The sequence below is a fragment of the Streptomyces sp. NBC_01803 genome (assembly GCF_035917415.1).
Classification (GTDB): Bacteria; Actinomycetota; Actinomycetes; order Streptomycetales; family Streptomycetaceae; genus Streptomyces.
Genome location: NZ_CP109073.1, coordinates 4,811,652 through 4,828,613, shown reverse-complemented (window position 1 = coordinate 4,828,613; position 16,962 = coordinate 4,811,652). Strand labels below are relative to the sequence as shown.

At 72.6% G+C, this 16,962-nt stretch carries 16 protein-coding genes; 3 read left to right on the top strand and 13 right to left on the bottom strand.

All coding sequences use genetic code 11. The annotated features are described in order from the left end of the window. Positions 1–359: 359 nt before the first annotated feature. The 5 genes from OIE51_RS21950 to OIE51_RS21930 all read right to left on the bottom strand — a co-directional run bounded on the left by OIE51_RS21950 (position 360) and on the right by OIE51_RS21930 (position 4,309). Positions 360–1,103 carry an endonuclease/exonuclease/phosphatase family protein gene (locus OIE51_RS21950; protein ID WP_326599463.1) on the bottom strand — a complete coding sequence of 248 codons (744 nt, stop codon included), beginning with the start codon at positions 1,101–1,103 and terminating at the stop codon, positions 360–362. Continuing rightward, on the bottom strand, positions 1,103–2,044 hold the full coding sequence (locus OIE51_RS21945; protein WP_326599462.1) for an ROK family glucokinase: 942 nt from the start codon (positions 2,042–2,044) through the stop codon (positions 1,103–1,105). Before OIE51_RS21945 ends, OIE51_RS21950 begins: the two co-directional genes overlap by 1 nt. A gap of 75 nt (positions 2,045–2,119) precedes the next feature. Beyond that, positions 2,120–2,584 carry a DUF5304 domain-containing protein gene (locus OIE51_RS21940; RefSeq protein ID WP_326599461.1) on the bottom strand — a complete coding sequence of 155 codons (465 nt, stop codon included), beginning with the start codon at positions 2,582–2,584 and terminating at the stop codon, positions 2,120–2,122. Positions 2,585–2,618: 34 nt separating this feature from the next. Then, positions 2,619–3,860, bottom strand: coding sequence for an ArsA family ATPase (locus OIE51_RS21935; RefSeq protein WP_326599460.1), 1,242 nt, complete (start codon positions 3,858–3,860; stop codon positions 2,619–2,621). Beyond that, positions 3,857–4,309, bottom strand: coding sequence for an SRPBCC family protein (locus OIE51_RS21930; RefSeq protein ID WP_326599459.1), 453 nt, complete (start codon positions 4,307–4,309; stop codon positions 3,857–3,859). Before OIE51_RS21930 ends, OIE51_RS21935 begins: the two co-directional genes overlap by 4 nt. Positions 4,310–4,445: 136 nt before the next feature. Here OIE51_RS21930 and OIE51_RS21925 point away from each other — a divergent pair, with 136 nt between their 5' ends. Next, positions 4,446–6,251 (top strand): AMP-dependent synthetase/ligase, encoded by a 1,806-nt coding sequence (locus tag OIE51_RS21925; protein WP_326599458.1) that lies wholly within the window; start codon positions 4,446–4,448, stop codon positions 6,249–6,251. Between the two features lie 308 nt (positions 6,252–6,559). Here the strand turns inward: OIE51_RS21925 and OIE51_RS21920 are convergent, their stop codons facing one another. From OIE51_RS21920 to OIE51_RS21910, 3 genes are all read right to left on the bottom strand, one after another. Further along, positions 6,560–7,714 carry a glycosyltransferase family 4 protein gene (locus OIE51_RS21920; RefSeq protein ID WP_326599457.1) on the bottom strand — a complete coding sequence of 385 codons (1,155 nt, stop codon included), beginning with the start codon at positions 7,712–7,714 and terminating at the stop codon, positions 6,560–6,562. Positions 7,715–7,766: 52 nt separating this feature from the next. Further along, positions 7,767–8,819 carry a C40 family peptidase gene (locus tag OIE51_RS21915; RefSeq protein ID WP_326599456.1) on the bottom strand — a complete coding sequence of 351 codons (1,053 nt, stop codon included), beginning with the start codon at positions 8,817–8,819 and terminating at the stop codon, positions 7,767–7,769. Positions 8,820–9,096: 277 nt separating this feature from the next. After that, positions 9,097–10,467 (bottom strand): NYN domain-containing protein, encoded by a 1,371-nt coding sequence (locus tag OIE51_RS21910; protein ID WP_442812071.1) that lies wholly within the window; start codon positions 10,465–10,467, stop codon positions 9,097–9,099. A gap of 132 nt (positions 10,468–10,599) precedes the next feature. Here OIE51_RS21910 and OIE51_RS21905 point away from each other — a divergent pair, with 132 nt between their 5' ends. Further along, entirely contained in the window at positions 10,600–10,881 is a 282-nt protein-coding gene (locus OIE51_RS21905; RefSeq protein ID WP_326599455.1) for an Lrp/AsnC family transcriptional regulator, read from the top strand. Positions 10,882–10,986: 105 nt separating this feature from the next. On the opposite strand, the gene trpD is transcribed toward OIE51_RS21905, so the two are convergent. The 5 genes from trpD to ctaE form a co-directional block, all read right to left on the bottom strand. Beyond that, complete coding sequence (trpD, locus tag OIE51_RS21900) at positions 10,987–12,051, bottom strand: anthranilate phosphoribosyltransferase (RefSeq protein WP_326599454.1); 1,065 nt, start codon at positions 12,049–12,051, stop codon at positions 10,987–10,989. 148 nt (positions 12,052–12,199) lie between these two features. After that, the gene (gene qcrB / locus OIE51_RS21895; RefSeq protein ID WP_326599453.1) at positions 12,200–13,837 is read right to left on the bottom strand and encodes a cytochrome bc1 complex cytochrome b subunit; all 1,638 of its coding nucleotides are present in this window, start codon (positions 13,835–13,837) and stop codon (positions 12,200–12,202) included. Then, on the bottom strand, positions 13,834–14,904 hold the full coding sequence (gene qcrA / locus OIE51_RS21890; protein WP_326599452.1) for a cytochrome bc1 complex Rieske iron-sulfur subunit: 1,071 nt from the start codon (positions 14,902–14,904) through the stop codon (positions 13,834–13,836). Before qcrA ends, qcrB begins: the two co-directional genes overlap by 4 nt. After that, complete coding sequence (qcrC, locus tag OIE51_RS21885; protein ID WP_326599451.1) at positions 14,901–15,710, bottom strand: cytochrome bc1 complex diheme cytochrome c subunit; 810 nt, start codon at positions 15,708–15,710, stop codon at positions 14,901–14,903. The genes qcrA and qcrC overlap by 4 nt, the downstream gene beginning before the upstream one ends. A gap of 68 nt (positions 15,711–15,778) precedes the next feature. Next, complete coding sequence (gene ctaE / locus OIE51_RS21880; RefSeq protein ID WP_326599450.1) at positions 15,779–16,390, bottom strand: aa3-type cytochrome oxidase subunit III; 612 nt, start codon at positions 16,388–16,390, stop codon at positions 15,779–15,781. Positions 16,391–16,544: 154 nt separating this feature from the next. On the opposite strand from ctaE, the gene OIE51_RS21875 reads away from it, so the two are divergent. Further along, entirely contained in the window at positions 16,545–16,946 is a 402-nt protein-coding gene (locus tag OIE51_RS21875) for a hypothetical protein (RefSeq protein ID WP_326599449.1), read from the top strand. Positions 16,947–16,962: the final 16 nt, after the last annotated feature.

Genomic DNA, 16,962 nt, shown 5'->3' with positions numbered 1-16,962 from the left:
CGGGACAGCCTTCGAAGCCTGTCGCGCAACCGCCGGACGACGGTCGATCGTCCCTCGGGCGCCCCTGCGGGCAGCTCATAGGCAGCGCCCCATTCAGGGCACAGTCCCTCTGTCGTGACTGTCGATCACGGCCGGAATCGGGCGCTCTACGGCTTCCGCGACACGCTTGAGGGTCCGTCTTCAAAGGGGGCGTCCGGCCGCCCACGGCGTCTGGCGCGGGCGAGCGCGAGACGCCGGATCGTCCTCGGCGCATGGGGGTCCGCCCGGACGGAGTCTGGGGGAGCACGTGGGCGATTCGGCGACGCGCCGAGCATACGTGCCAGACGCCGTGAGCACGGCGGCCTCGTTGACGACGGGCCTTAGGGCCGGGGCGGGTCCGGGAGGCGCAGCCGGGCCAGCAGCGGCAGGTGGTCCGTGGCCCGCCGCACGTCCTCGGGGCCGATGCCGGGCAGTCCCTCCGGGACCCCGCAGCCCAGCACCTCGACGCCGGACGTGCCCAGCACGGCGTCGATCCTGCGGTCCGGCGCGGCGGACGGGAAGGTGAACTCCCCGCCCTCCGGGGCCTGCCGCCAGGCGTCCGTCAGCCGCCCGGCGAGCATCCGGAACGCGCCGCCGTGCGGACGGTCGTTGAGGTCCCCGGCCACCACACCCGGGATGCGGCCCCGGCCCCCGCGCGGCGCCGTCAGCCGGTCCAGCCGTTCGAGCAACAGCTCCGCCTGCCGGTACCGCTCCGCCGCCCGAAGGCTCAGATGGCAGCTCACGACCGCGAGCCGCGCGCCGGTGCCGAAGCGCAGCACCGCCAGGGCCAGGCCGCGCCGGTGCGTGCCGGGGGTGTGGGGCAGGGTGACGGACCCGGCGTACTCGACCACGGGCCCCAGCGCCGACATGATCATCGTGCCGCAGGAGGGCGCGCCGCCGCTGACATACCCCAGGCCCGTCGCCCGGCCCAGCCGGGCGGCCCGCCGGCGCCAGCCGACGAAGCGCGGCGCCTCCTGCACGCAGACGACATCGGGGGCGCCGGCCCGGATCACCCGGGCCAGCGCCCCCGCGTCGTCACGCAGGGATCGGACGTTGTAGCTCAGCAGCCGGATCTCGGCGGGCACTAGCCCTGGCGGGCCAGGTCGGCCGCGCCCACCAGGCCCGCGCGACCGCCCAGTTGAGCCGCCAGGACCTGCGCGTGCGGCCGGTATCTGCTGCCGACCAGCCAGCGCCGGAACGACTTGCGGATCGGGTCGAGCACGAGGTCGCCCTCGTCGGAGACGCCACCGCCGACGATGAAGGCGGACGGGTCGAACAGCGAGGCCAGGTCGGCCAGCCCGGCCCCGGCCCAGCGGGCCAGCTCGCGGAAGGAGTCGACGGCGACCTTGTCGCCCTGCCGGGCGGCGAGGCTCACGTGCTTGCCCTCGATGCCCTCGGGCGTGCCATCGCCCAGGCCCAGCAGGACCGACGCCGCGTCGGGGGTGGCGGTGGCGCGCTGCCGGGCGTAACGGACCAGGGCGCGCCCGGAGGCGTACTGCTCCCAGCAGCCCTGGCTGCCGCAGCCGCACAACAGGCCGTCCGGCACGACCCGGACGTGGCCGAACTCCCCGGCCACGCCGAACCGTCCACGGCGCAGCTTCCCGCCGATGATGATGCCGCCGCCCAGGCCGGTGCCGAGGGTGATGCAGATGACGTCGTCGTGGCCGGCGCCCGCGCCGAAGCGGTACTCGCCCCAGGCGGCGGCGTTCGCGTCGTTCTCCACGACGACGGACAGGCTGACCCGCTGCTCGATCTTGTCCTTCAGGGCCTCGTGGCGCCACAGGATGTTGGGCGCGAACAGGATGGTGGCGCGCTTGTCGTCCACATATCCGGCGGCCCCGATACCCACCGCCTCGGCCGAGACGCCCTTGCCGACGGTCTTGATCGCGTCGGCGATGGCCTCGACGACGCCCTCGGGAGTGGGCGGAGTCGGCACCTGGGAGATGTCGAGAATCGTGCCGTCCTCGTCGACCACCCCGGCCGCGATTTTCGTCCCGCCGATATCGACACCGATGGTCAGTCCCATATGTCCCTCAAGTGAAGTCAGTGAATCCCCGCCTGGCGACCACGGTACCGGAGGGTGACCGGCGCAACCCCCTGATCAGTCGAGGTCGACGCGCTCGGAGCCCGGAGTGTCCCCGGGTTCTCCCCCATCGTCCCGATTGGCCCCCGGGGGCTCGTCGGACGCCGGGCGCGACCAGCGCCGCTCGTGCCCCAGCACGGCGGCCCGGTAGGCGGCGAGCAGCTCCTGTCCGGCGTTGGCGAGGTGCTGGAAGGTGTCGGCGTTCCGCTCGATCACCGGGTCCAGCGCGGATCGCGCCTGGGCGGCCAGCGGCCCGGCCGCCATGCCGATCCCCGGACCGAGGGCCGCGCCGAGCCGGCCGATCTTCTCGGTCACGGCGTCGGCGAGCGCCCGCAGCTCGGCGGCGGCGTCGCCGGGCGGCGCGCCGTACCGCTCGCTCCTGCGGGCGCGCTCGGCGGTGAGGTCCTCCTCGCACGCCGTGGACCAGGCGTCGGGGTCCGGCGGCGGGGTGGGCCGACCGGTGTGTTCGGTGTTGTCGCTCATCGCGGCCTCCTGGGGCTCGACCGTACGGTCGACGTTACCCGAACGGGGGCTGACCGTTGAGGGTGCTCTCCGGCCAGCGGTCGGGATCGGGCGCGAAACGGACGGCGAGGCCGGCATGTCGTCCGAACGACGCGCCTTCGAACGACGCGCCCGCCACCGCGCACCGGCGCAGCGCGGCGGGCAGCGGCAGGACACGGCGGAACGGGCCGGCGTCCACGACCAGTTCGTCGCCCCGGCGGACCAGGCCGAGGTCCGCGCGCACCGCGCCCGGCAGCGACAGGCGCCAGACGAGGACGCCGTCGGCGGCCAGCCGGTCCTCGATCTCCGGCTCGCTCCGCGCCGCCCGGCCCGGCTCCCGGGGCGGCGGCACGAACAGCTCCGCCAGGTCCGCGAGGCCCGGTTCGCGGACCAGACGCGGCACGAGGTGCGGCGCGACCAGGCCGGTGGCGGCGGTGACGCCGTCCAGCGCGGCCCGTTGCCGCTCGGCGAGCGAGGCCAGCCACGGGTCGGGCGAGTGGGCGGGCAGCAGCCGGTTGGCGACCAGGGACTCGATGGCCAGGCCGTGCAGCGCGAGCCCGGCGCGGGCGGCGCGCAGCACTCCGGCGGAACGGTCGCCCGGGTCGAGGACGAGGCGGACGGCCGCGCCGGGCCCCTCGGTCAGCTCCCGCAGGGCCGCCAGAGCCGCGTCCCAGCGGTCCGCCGACTCGTACAGCCCCTCGGCGGGCAGCGGCACCCCGGCGAGCTGGGCGAGCAGCGGGCGCAGCGAGCCGGCGGCCTGGCGTTCGCGCGGCAGCAGGCGGCGCAGATAGCGGCGGAGTTGCGCGGGCAGGGCGAGCAGCCGGACCGCGTCGGCGGCGGGCGGGAGGTCCACCACGATCCACTGCCAGCGGCCGGTGGCGTGGGCCGCGCGCAGGGCCGTCAGCAGCGCGGCGGCGCCGGCCCCGGGCAGGTCGGTCAACTCGTCGTCGTCCAGGGTGACCGCGCCCAGCGCGTCCAGGGTCGGCCGGGCGTACCGCTGCGCGGCGAGCACCCCCGCCCGGAACCGGGCGGCCTGGTCGGTCGCGGCCACGTGCAGCCCGGGGGCGGGCTCATCGGGTTCGGCGGGCCACGCGGGCGGGGCGGCGCCGGTCAGGGCGGCGAGCCCGGCCGGGGACTCCCGGCTCAGCAGCAGCGTGGGGTGCCCGGCACGGGCGGCGGCGAGCGCGGTCGCGGCGGCGACCGTAGTGGTGCCGTCACCGCCGGGGCCGGTGACGAAGAGGACCCGGCCTGCGGTCATGGCCGCGCGGGGAAGCTCTCCACCCGCTTCTTCAGCCCGTCCAGCGCGCGGTCGATGATGACCTTCTCCGCCTTGCGCTTGATGGTGCCCAGCATGGGGATCTTGACGTCGACGGTGAGCTGGTAGGTGACCTCGGTCCGCTTGCCGTCGGAGACCGGCGCCAAGTGGTAGGAGCCGTCCAGGGCGCGCAGCATGCGGGACTTCACCAGCGACCAGCTCACCTCTTCCCCGCTCTGCCAGGTGTACGCGAGGGTGTGCTCGTCCTTGATGGCCCCGGCGTCCAGCAACAGCCGCACCTGCTCGGCCCGGCCCTGGGCGTCGGTCGCGAGCACCTCGGCCTCCTTGACCTCCCCGGTCCACTCCGGGTAGCGGCCGAAGTCGGCGATCACCGCCATGACATCGGCCGGCCTGGCTTCGATGGTGATACTGGACCTGGTGTGTTCCGCCATCGCCGTGGCTCCTCGCGCTTCTCTCCCCGTGTGCCGTCCGGGGGAAGGCTACCGCGAGCGGCCCGCCGGACCGCACGGGAGCGGCGGAGTAGGCTGCCGAAGGGGCCGGGAACACCACAGGCGAGGAGCAGCGGCAGTGCAGGAATTCAGCCTTCCGGCCCGGTACGAGGTGCCGGCCGACGGCAGTCTCGTCGATCTGCTCCGCGCCAACGCGGAGCGGCACCCGGACGTCGCGGTGATCGCGCGCCGGCGCGGTGACGTCTGGGAGGACGTGACGGCGACGGAGTTCCGCGCCGAGGTACGGGCGGTCGCCAAGGGGTTGCTCGCGCAGGGCGTGCGACCGGGCGAGCGGATCGGGCTGTTGTCGCGTACGCGGTACGAGTGGACGCTGCTGGACTTCGCGATCTGGTCGGTCGGCGCGGTCTCCGTCCCGGTGTACGAGACCAGCTCGCCCGAGCAGGTCGGCTGGAACCTGCGGGACTCCGGCGCGGTCGGCGTCGTCGTCGAGACCGAGGCGCACGTGGCGACGGTCGAGTCCGTCCGCGAGACGCTGCCGGAGCTGACCCGCGTGTGGTGTCTGGCGGCCTCCGGCGAGGGGAGCGCGGTCGCGCGGCTCACGGCGGCCGGGGCGGACGTCACCGACGAGGAGCTGGACGCGGCGACCGCGGACCTGACCGCCGACGCCACCGCCACCGTCATCTACACCTCCGGCACCACCGGGCGGCCCAAGGGATGTGTGCTCAGCCACCGGGCGTTCCTCGCCGAGTGCGGCAACATCATCGCGGCGCTCGGTCCGTTGTTCCGCACGGGCGAGAGCTCGGTGCTGCTGTTCCTGCCGCTGGCCCACGTCTTCGGCCGGGTGGTCGGGGTCGCGGCGCTACTCGGCCCGATCAAGCTCGGGCACGCGCCCGATGTCCGCGCGCTCACGGCCGACCTGGCCTCGTTCCGGCCGACGATCGTGCTCGGCGTGCCCCGGGTCTTCGAGAAGGTCTACAACTCGGCGCGGGCGAAGGCGCATGAGGCCGGCAAGGGCAAGATCTTCGACCGGGCCGCCGACACGGCGATCGCCTACAGCCGGGCGCTGGACACGCCGTCCGGCCCGTCGCTGGGCCTGCGGCTGCGGCACCGGGTCTTTGACCGGCTGGTGTTCGCCAAGCTGCGGGCCGCGCTGGGCGGCCGGGCCACGCACGCCATCTCCGGTGGCGCCCCGCTGGGCGAACGGCTCGGCCACTTCTACCGGGGCATCGGCTTCACGGTGCTGGAGGGCTACGGCCTGACGGAGTCGTGCGCGGCGACCACGTTCAACCCGTGGGACGCGCCCCGCATCGGCACGGTCGGCCGCCCGCTGCCGGGCTCCGCGGTGCGGATCGCGGAGAAGGACGGCGAGGTGCTGGTGCGCGGCGACCACCTGTTCACCGGGTACTGGCACGACGAGGAGGCCACCGCCCGCGCGATGGTGGACGGCTGGTACCACACGGGCGACGTCGGCTCCCTCGACGCGGACGGCTATCTGACCATCACCGGGCGGAAGAAGGAGATCCTGGTGACGGCGGGCGGCAAGAACGTGGCACCCGCCGTGATCGAGGACCGCGTCCGGGCGCACGCCCTGATCGCCGAGTGCATGGTCGTCGGCGAGGGGCGCCCGTTCGTGGGCGCGCTGATCACGCTGGACGACGAGTTCCTCCCCCGCTGGGCGGCCGACCACGGCCTGACCGAGCTGCCCCGCGAGGAGCTGCTGACCCACCCACTGCTGCTGGCGGCGGTCCAGGAGGCGATCGACGGCGGCAACGCGGCGGTCTCCCGCGGCGAGGCGGTCCGCGAATTCCGCGTCCTCCCCGGCCACTTCACGGAGGAGTCGGGCCACCTGACGCCGTCGTTGAAGCTGAGGCGGCACGTGGTGGCGAAGGACTTCGCGACAGAGATCGACGAGCTGTACCGCTGACAGGGGTTCTCCCCCGCCCGCCCCTCACCGGGAGGGCGGGCGGGCCGAGCCCGGGACCGCGCCGACATGGGTCCGGAGAACCGCCGGGGTCGCGGAGGGCGCGCGAGCCCCGGGGACTTCCGCCTCAGGAAAACCCCAGGAACCAGGAACTCAGGAACCCAGGAACGGCGAACGATCGCCGGGCCGCTCACCGGAAACAGGGCGGGCGGCCCCACCTCCGCCGCGGGCCCGGGCATCCCCGCGGCCCGAAACAGCCACCGCCCGGCGGTACCGGCCTCCCCACAAGGGGTGGGTGGGCGGAGACCCGGTCAGCCCAGCAGGGTGCGGAGGCGGTCGACCAGGAGGTCCCAGCGCCAGCGTTCTTCCACCCACGCGCGGCCACGTTCACCCATGCGGCGGCGGAGTTCGGTGTCCGACAGGAGGGCCAGGAGGCGGTCCGCCGTCTCCTCGGGGGCCGTTGACCCGGCCGCGCGGACCACCCAGCCCGTCTCGCCGTCCAGGACCGCGTCGGGGGCGCCACCGGAGTCGCCGGCGACGACCGGGAGGCCGGTCGCGGACGCCTCCAGGTAGACCATGCCCAGGCCCTCCACATCCAGGCCGCGCCGCCGCGTGCGGCAGGGCATCGCGAAGACGTCCCCGGCGCCGAAGTGCGCGGGCAGCTCATCCCACGGCACCGGGCCGGTGAACCGCACCGACGCGCTCACGCCCAGCCGGGAAGCCAGCTTCTCCAGGTCCGCCCGGTACGGGCCGCCACCGACGATCAGCAGCACCGTGTCCGGCTCCACCGCCAGCACCCGGGGCAGCGCCCGGATCAGCGTGTCCTGCCCCTTGCGCGGCACCAGCCGTGACACGCACACCACGACCGGCCGGTCGCTCAGGCCCAGCGCCGCCCGGACCGCCGCGCCGCCCGAGTCGGGGTGGAACGCCTTCTCGTCCACGCCCGGCGGCAGTTGAACCATCCGCGCCGCCGCCGTCGGGCTCAGCGCCCGCGCGATGCGGGAGCGGGTGTACTCGCCGAGGTACGTGAGGGTGTCGGTGTGTTCCCCGACCCGCCGCAACAGCCCGCGCGCGCCGGGGAGCTGGGCCCAGGCCGCCTCGTGGCCGTGCGTCGTGGCCACCACGCGCTCGGCGCCCGCCGCCCGCAGCGCGGGCGTCATCAGGCCGAGCGGGGCCGCCGCGCCGAACCACACGGCCGTGCAGCCGTGCTGGCGCAGCAGCCCGGCGGCGCGCCGGGTGGCGGCCGGTGTCGGCAGCAGCATCGTGGTGCGGTCCCGGACGACCGGGAACGGCTGCTCGGCGTCGAACTCGGCGGTGGACCGCAGCCCTTCGGCGTCCCGCTTCCAGGTGGAGGCGTACACCACCACCCGCCGCGGGTCGAGCCGCAGCGCCATGCTGTGCAGGAAAGCCTGGATTCCCCCGGGGCGTGGCGGGAAATCATTGGTCACGATCAACGTCTTACGCATCAGACGAGACGATACCGCCCGGGCGCGCGGTGGAACGGCGGGACCGCCCGCGTCAGCCGACCCGGACGCCGAACTGGAACGGCATGGACGTCACCGAGTCGTACCGGACGACAGAGCCGGACGACGGCGCGTGGATGATCTGGCCGTTGCCCGCGTACATGCCCACGTGGGACAGGCCGCTGTAGTAGAACACCAGGTCGCCGGGGGCGAGTTGGTCCAGGCCGACGCGGGTGCCGGCGCCGGCCTGGGACTGCGAGGTGCGCGGCAGGGAGACGCCGGCCTGGGCGTAGGCCCAGGAGGTCAGGCCCGAGCAGTCGAAGGAGCTGGGGCCGGTGGCGCCCCAGACGTAGGGCGAGCCGAGCTTGGTGGCGGCGGCGGAGAGCGCCGCCGAGCCGCGGGAGGAGCCGGGGACGTCGACGAAGTCGGCGCGTTCGTCGGAACGGTCGGCGCGCGCGGCCTCGGCGGCGCGATCGGCCTCCGCCTGCTCCTGGGCGGCGAGCCTGGCCTGCTCCTCCTCGGTGAGCTGATTGAGGAGCGACTGCGCCTCGTTCAGCTTGTCCTGGATCGTTTCCTTCTGGTCGCTGAGCCGGCCGCGCAGCTCCTCCAGCTCGGCGAGCCTGTCGGTGGCCTCCTGGCGCTGCTGGTCCAGGTTGCGCTGCCGGTCCTCGATCAGCCGCAGCGTCTCGGCCTGCTTGCCGCTCACCTGGTCCAGCGTGGACGCCTGGTCGAGATAGGCGTCGGGGTCGGCGGAGAGGAAGAGGTGCAGCGACGGGTCGATACCACCGTTGCGGTACTGGGCCGACGCCACCGAACCGACGCCCGAACGCAGCTCGTTCAGCTCCTCCTGGCCACGCGCGGTGGAATCCTGCAGATCGTCCACCTCGGCCTGGAGCTCCTCGGCGCGCTCCTTGGCGCCGTTGTACTCCTCGGTGATGACCTCCGCCTCGTGCCGGAGGTCGTCCACCTGCTCGCGGACCTCGTCGACGGTGGGGTCCGGCTCGGCCTGGGCGGTCTGCGAGGTGATCGCGACAGTGGCGGCTGCGGTGGCGCCGAAAAAGGTCACACGGGCCCGGCTCGGCGACTTGGGACGACGATGAGACGCCACTGGAGCGAACTCCCTTTTCCTCAGCCACCGCTCCACGCGAACTGCCGCGGAATCGGCGGGCATTTCGCGGCCACCCGGACTGGATGGGCTCCCGCGCGAAGGTTCGACGCCCGACCCTAGCGAGGGAGGTTTACCAGGTTCAAATCCTCGCGGGTATTTTTTACTCAGCTCACACCAGCCGCGATCGACCCGGCACGCTGTGTAGGGGGCGAGAGCGGCGGAACGGACGGAACGGACAGGCGCCCCGCGCGGCCCGCACGACGCGCGAGGACGGACCCTAGGTCCGGGCGAGCCGCTTCACCAACAGGGCCGAGGCGACCGGCCGGGCGCCCGCGCCGGCCACGCCGTCCGCGACCTCGCGGTCCGAGGAGACCACCACCAGCGGACGCCCACGCGGCTCGGCCCGCACCAGCTGTCGGATGAGCTCGTCCGCCGTCTGGCCCGGTCTGCTGAAGAGCACCCGAACGCCGCGCGGTGGGGTCAGCAGCACGGGCGCGGCCAGCTCGGCGCCGTCGAAGACACACGTCATCTCCGCGCCCGTCTGGGCCGCGAGAACCGCGAGCCCGCCCAGCAGCCGCAGCCGCTGCTTCTCCAACGGCAGCGCGGGATAGCCGGTCTTGGTCACGTTGTAGCCGTCCACGACCAGATGGGCCTGGGGCAGCGCCAGCAGCTGGTCCAGCAGCGCCGGATCGTCCTCCGCGAGCGCGCGCTGCGCCACGTCCTGCGGCGTCATACCGCCCGGCTCCACCGCCTCGATGGTCTGAGCCGGCCTCAACCCGACGGGTGGCAGAGCCAGTTCGCGGCGCAGTCCCTGGGACGCCTCCAATACCGTGTCGAGCAGCAGGCGCAGCCGCATGTCCTCGATGCCGCGCCCCTCACGGACCGCCTTGCGGCTGGTCTCCAGGGCCGCCTCGGCCTGCGCCAGCCGCGCCCGCAGCCGGCGCGCCTCGCCGTCGGCGGCGGCCCTGGCGCCGGCCGCCTCCGCCCGCGCTTCCTCCAGCTCGGCGCGCAGCTTGCGCGTGGCGGCCTCGCCGCGCCGCACGTCGCTGACCGCGCTGCGCAGCTTGCGGTGGACCGCGTCGGACTCCCTGCGGGCCGCGTCCAGCTCGGCGCGCAGCCGCTCGCCGTCGGTGTGGGCGGCCGACCGCACCTGGGCCAGCTCCTCCCGCAGCCGGCCGATCTCCCGCTCGCGCTCCTGTTCGGCGCGCTCCGCCTGGGCGCGCTGGGCCTCCTCGCCCGCGGCGGCGACGAGCTTCGCCCAGCCCGGCGGGCGCAGCACGAAGGCGGCGGCGGCCACCTCCACGGGGTCCGCGGCGGGCGGCGGGGTGCCCTCCTCGACGGCCTCGGCGAGCTCCGGCTCGGCGGCCCGCAGCCGAGCGGCGACGCGCTGCCGGAAAACGGTGTCGTTCTCCAGGGCGGCGGCCATGGCGCTGCCACCGAACTTCACTCGCCGGGAGGGGGTGAATCGGGCATACTGCCGCAGAGTGACGGGGAGCTCCGCGATGGTCATTCCGGCGAAGGAGTCGCCGGCGAGCAGGATGACGCGGTGGCGGACGCGCTCGGGCAGCGGTCGGTCAAGGCTCTCGGCGGGCTCCCCGGACTCGGGCTCGGGCCGCCCTGTCGCCTCGTCACCATCCGTGGGATCCACCACCGCTCACACCGTCCGTCAGCCCTGTCGTTATCCACTGTCACCCTACGCGCTACGCCGACGCCATGGCCCATGCGGCGGGCTAAGGTGAGCCCTAGGTACCGCGTCCGCCGCACAGGGAAGGGCCAAACCGTGATCACTTCGATCGTGCTCATCAAGACCAGCGTGGACCGCGTCCCTGAGGTCGCGGAGCGGATCGCGGCGTTGGAGGGGGTCAGCGAGGTCTACTCGGTGACCGGCCCCCACGACCTTATCGCCATGGTCCGCGTCCGCGGCCACGAGGACCTCGCGGAGGTGATCCCGGGCCGCATCAGCAAAGTACCGGGCGTGGAGTCGACCGAAACCCACATCGCCTTCCGCACGTACTCCCGACACGACCTCGAAGCGGCCTTCGCGATCGGTCTCGACGCCTGACGCGACACCCAAGACGTTCGGGATGTTCGGGATGTTTGGGACGCCCGACGCTCCGGCGGCGGCCCGGCCGCCCCGCTCGGCGTGGCCGGGCCGCCCGCGCGGCGGCTACGTGTGACTGGCGGCGATCCAGCGCTCCAGGGTGGTGCGCGCCGCGCCCGTGTCGATGGATTCGGCGGCCTTCGCCATGCCCGCCGCGAGTTGCTCCGCCAGCGGACCGTCCCCGGGGGTCAGGGCGACCAGGGCCGCCGCCGAGTTCAGCAGGACAGCGTCGCGCACCGGGCCGCGTTCGCCCGCGAGCAGGCGGCGCGCGACCTCCGCGTTGTAGGTGGCGTCCGCGCCGCGCAGGGCCTCGATGGGGACCAGCTCGATCCCCACGTCGCGGGGATCGAACTTCTCCTCCCGCACCTTCCCGTCGCGCACCACCCACACCGTGGAGGTGGAGGTGACGGTCAGCTCGTCCAAGCCGTCGTCGCCCCGGAACACCAGGGCGGAGGTGCCGCGTTCGGCCAGCACGCCCGCCATGATCGGCGCCATCCGCGCGTCGGCGACGCCCGTCGCCTGGGCGCGGACGCGGGCCGGGTTGCTGAGCGGGCCCAGGATGTTGAACGTGGTCGGGACGCCCAACTCCCGCCGGGCGGCGGCCACATGCCGCAGCGCCGGGTGGAAGTGGACCGCGAAGCAGAAGGTGATCCCGGCCTCCACCGCGACCTCGACCACTCGCCGCGGCGTCAGCTCCAGGTTGACGCCGAGCTTCTCCAGCACGTCGGACGCGCCGCTGGCGCTGGACGCCGCGCGGTTGCCGTGCTTGACGACCCGGGCGCCCGCGCCGGCCACCACGATCGCGGACATGGTGGAGATGTTGACCGTCTTGGCGCGGTCGCCGCCGGTGCCGACGATGTCCACGGTCGGCCCCGGCACCTCGATCAGATGCGCGTGCTCGTACATCGCCCGGACCAGGCCGGTGACCTCCTCGACCGTCTCGCCCTTGGCACGCAGGGCGATGGCGAAGCCGGCGATCTGGGCGTCCGTCGCCTCGCCGCTCATCACGCGGTCCATGGCCCAGGCCGTCTCGTCAGCGGTCAGGTCCTGGCCCGCGAGCAGTGACGCGAGCACATCGGGCCAGGTGCGCACGGCCGCTGGGTCGCCTCCGGCGGGGGTCACAACGCTCATGAAGCATCACTCCTGGCGGGAACGGACACCGCGGGACGGGGCCCGTCGTCGGATTCGTCGGAGCAGAGCCTAGGGCCAAACGCCGAGGGCCGTGGCCGCCGCCCGGGAACGGGCGGTGACCACGGCCCTCGGCCGCCTGACCGGTCGGTCAGTGGTGTCCCTCGCCGCTGGTGATGGCGCGGTACTCCTCGGCGGTCGGCTTGCTGATCTGCGCGTGCTCACCGAAGTAGCCGCGGCTGATCCGGGCGCGCAGCCGCTCCAGCGGGCTGACCTTGCGCCGCACGCCGTTCTCGTCGGTCTCCGCACCGATCTCGACCGGCTGCTGCTGGTCGTGCGCGACGAGCGCGTACCGCTGGTGCGGCGACAGCGGCTCGTGCACCTCGATGAACTCGCCGTGCGGCAGCCGCTTGATGATGCCGGTCTCCCGGCCGTGCAGGACCTTCTCCATGTCGCGGCGCTGGAGGCCGATGCAGATCCGCCGGGTCGCGATGAACGTGAGCACCGGCAGGATGAAGAAGGCGCCCCGGCAGAACCAGGTGATGGCGTTGATGGACAGGTTGAAGTTGACCGCCCACACGTCGTTGCCGCCCGCGATGAGGCTGACCACGTACGCGGTCAACCAGGCCACGCCGAACCCGGTCCTGGTCGGGCTGTTGCGCGGGCGCTCCGCGATGTGGTGCTCCCGCCGGTCCTTGGTGACCCAGGATTCGAAGAACGGGTAGAGGCCGATCAGCACCAGCATGCCCGGGAAGACGCCGAGCGGGATCATCAGGCCCAGGTTGAGCGTGTACCCGCCGGGGATCACCCACTCCCAGCCGGGCATCATGCGCACCAAGCCCTCGGAGAAGCCCAGATACCAGTCCGGCTGGGCGTTCGTGGAGACCTGATCGGGCCGGTATGGCCCCAGCACCCACACGGGGTTGATGGTGACGGTCGCCGCGATGGCCGTGATGACGCCGAAGACGAGGAAGAAGAAGCCGCCGGCCTTGGCCATGTAGACGGGCAGGAACGGCATGCCGACGACGTTGGTGTTCGTCTTTCCCGGCCCGGCGTACTGGGTGTGCTTGTGGTAGAAGACCAGGATCAGGTGGGCGGTGACCAGCCCCAGCATGATGCCCGGTAGCAACAGCACGTGGATGACGAAGAATCTCGGGATGATGTCGTGCCCGGGGAATTCCCCGCCGAACAGGAACATCTGTAGATAGGTGCCGATCACCGGTGTCGCCAGGATCGCGCCCTCCATGAACCGGATACCGGTGCCGGAGAGCAGGTCGTCCGGCAGCGAGTAGCCGGTGAGGCCGGTGAAGATGGCGAGGATCAGCAGCGTCCAGCCGAACAGCCAGTTGAGCTCGCGCGGCTTGCGGAAAGCGCCGGTGAAGAACACCCGCATCATGTGGAAGAGCAGGCCGACGACGAAGATCAGCGCGGCCCAGTGGTGGATCTGCCGGACCAGCAGACCGCCGCGGACCTCGAAGCTGATGTCGAGCGTCGAGGCGTACGCCTCGGTCATCATCACGCCCTGCATCGGCACATAGGGACCGTCGTACTCGACCTCGGCCATGCTCGGCACGAAGAAGAGGGTCAGGTAGGTGCCGGTGAGGATCAGGATGGTGAAGCTGTAGAGGCAGATCTCGCCCAGCAGGAACGACCAGTGGTCGGGGAAGATCTTCCGCATGTTGGCCTTGGCCAGGGTGTAGAGCCCCAGCCGGCCGTCGGTCCAGTCGGCGAGGCGCTCGCCCGGGCCGGCCGTGCCCCTCGTCTTCGGGGCGTCAGTTGTCGTACTCATCCGCGCTCCCAGAAGCTCGGGCCGGGCGGCTCCTCGAAGTCGCCGAGCGCTTGGAGATAACCTTCGTCGTTCACCGCGATGCGAAGCTGCGGCAGGGGGTGGCCTGCCGGGCCGAAGAGCACCCGGGCCCCGTCCGCGAGGTCGAACGTCGACTGGTGGCAGGGGCAGAGCGCGTGGTGGGTCTGCTGCTCGTAGAGCGTCGCCGGACAGCCGATGTGGGTGCAGATCTTGGAGTAGCAGAGGATGCCCTCGTGGCCCCACTCGGCCGAACGCTGGTCCTTGATCTCCTCGGGCTCCAGCCGCACCAGCATGACCGCGGCCTTGGCGATCTCCGCGTGGAAGTCCTCGGCGTGCGGGTCGAGTCCCTCGGGCATGGCCTGGGTGAGGGAGCCGACCACGATGTCCTCGGGGCGCAGCGGCTGCATGGTGGACTCGTTGATGATCAGCGAGCCCTCCTTCCACGCCGTGTGCCGCAGTCGGCTGTAGGGCAGCGGGCCCAGGTCGCGCAGCAGCACGACGCCGGTGAGGGGAACGAGGGTCAGCGCGCCGAGCATGGTGTTGCGCACCATCTTGCGGCGGGTCCACTGGGACTCGGCGACGCCCTGCTTCCAGTCGTCGAAGACCTTGGCCTTGACCTCGGGCGTGGCCTCGACGGCGTGCCGCTCGTCGGCGGTCTCCAGATCGGACATCAGCGTGCGGGCCCAGTGGATGGCGCCGGCGCCGGTGGCGAACAGCGCCACGGCCAGCGTCAGTCCGAGCCCGAAGTTCGTGGCGCTGACGTGCCCGAACGGGAAGATGTAAACGATCTTCTCGACGCTGACGGTCGAGTAGACGGCGATGAAGCCGACCGTGGCCAGCATGGCCAGCGTGAACAGCAGCGAGATCGTGCGCTCGGAGCGCTTGGCGGCCCGCTCGTCCACGTCCTGGCGGCGCGGCTCGTGCGGGGGCAGGCCCGGGTCGGCGAACGGGTCGTCCGCGACGGCGACCTGGCCCCTTCCCTCCGGGCTCTGGGGCAGGTGGTCGTCGGACAGCACCTTGTCGTTTCGTTCGTTGTCGTGGCTACTCATGACTTCCTGGCCTTCGCGGTCCTGGCGCCGACCCACACGGAGACGGCGATCAGGGCGCCGATGCCGAAGGTAAAGGCGAAGAGACCCTCGCTGACGGGGCCGAAGCCGCCGAGCGTGAACCCTCCCGGGGTCGCCGACTCGGAGGTGTTGACCTCCTGGAGGAACGCGATGATGTCCTGCTTCTGCTCCTCGGGGAGGGTGGAGTCCGGGAAGGAGGGCATGTTCTGCGGGCCGGTGAGGAGGGCCTCGTAGATGTACCGGGGGTCGACGTCGTCCAGCCCCGGGGCTTCCTTGCCGTGCGTCAGGGCGCCGCCCTGACCGGTGAAGTTGTGGCATCCGGAGCAGTTGGTCCGGAACAGCTCGCCACCCTCGGCCGAGTTGCCCTCGGCGGGGTCGTAGGCGCTGGTGTTCGGCTGGGCGGGACCGGGGCCGAGCGAGGCGATGTACGCGGCGAGCTGATCGATCTCGGCCTGCGTGTACACCGCGGGCTTGTCCGGGGCCTGCGGACCCGGCTGCTGCATCGGCATCCGGCCGGTGCCGACCTGGAAGTCGACAGCGGCGGCGCCCACGCCCACCAGGCTGGGACCGTCACTGCCACCCTGGCCGCCAGCGCCGTGGCAGCTGGAGCAGCCGACGTCGTAGAGCCTTTTGCCCTCCTCGATGGCGAGGGACTGGGCCCCGTCGTCGGCCTTGGCCTCGTCCGCGGGGGCGAACGCGGCGTACAGCCCCCCTGTGGCCGCCAGCGCGAGGAGCAGGACGACGAGGGCCGCCATGGGATGGCGTCGTCGTGCGGAGAGCTTTTTCACGGATTACCCCGGTGTCAGGATCTTCTGCGTCGGTGCTGGATAAGGACGTACAGTGCGTCGACCGGCCGCTACTGGATCAGGTAGATGGTGGCGAAGAGGCCGATCCAGACGACGTCGACGAAGTGCCAGTAGTACGACACGACGATGGCCGTGGTGGCCTGTTCGTGGGTGAAGCGCCGCGCGGCGTAGGTCCGCCCGAGGACGAACAGGAACGCGATCAGCCCGCCCAGCACGTGCATCCCGTGGAAGCCCGTGGTCAGGTAGAACGCCGAACCGTAGGGGCCGGAGGAGAGGGAGATGCCCTCGTGCTCGACCAGTTCGACGTACTCGGTGACCTGTCCGCCGATGAAGACGGCTCCCATGACGAAGGTGACCACGAACCAACCGCGGAGCTTCTTCACATCGCCCCGCTCGGCGGCGAACACACCGAGCTGGCAGGTGAGGGAGGAAAGCACCAGGATCGTCGTATTGGTCGCGGAGAAAGGCAGATTGAGCGCTTCCGCGCTCTCCTGCCAGTAGTCCGCGCCCATCACCGACCGCAGGGTGAAGTACATCGCGAAGAGGGCCGCGAAGAACATCAACTCGGAACTCAGCCAGATGACGGTCCCGACACTGGTGACGTTCGGCCTGTTGACCGAGGGGATCGCGTGCCCGGTATCTACTGCTGTTGCTGTCGCCACGCCGTCATTATGTCGGGCGGTATTCCGGCGCTTGCCCCGGGGGTCCGGTTCGGAGTGTCCGTAGGACCGGATGCCTCGTCGACGGCCTGCCCAGGGGGCCCGGGAGGGAGTAGCATCCGCCGCGACGACACCCGCTCCACCCCGCGGAGGAACGATGCAGAGCACCGCCACGGTGCTGGTCTACAGCGACGACGCCAACACCCGCGAGCAGGTGCGCCTGGCGGCGGGCCGGCGTCCGGCGGCGGACGTCCCGGAGATCGAGTACCTGGAGTGCGCGACGCTGCCCGCCGTGCTGTCCGAGCTGGAGAAGGGCGGCATCGACGTCTGCGTGCTGGACGGCGAGGCCGTGCCGGCCGGGGGCATGGGCGTGTGCCGCCAGATCAAGGACGAGATCTTCGAGTGCCCGCCGGTGCTGCTGCTGATCGGTCGCCCGCAGGACGCCTGGCTGGCCACGTGGAGCCGCGCGGAGGCCGCTGTGGCCCACCCGGTGGACCCGTCGGAACTGGCCTCCTCCCTGGCCTCTCTGCTGCGCCGGCGGCTGCCGACCGCCGCCTGACGGCGGGACCGGCCGG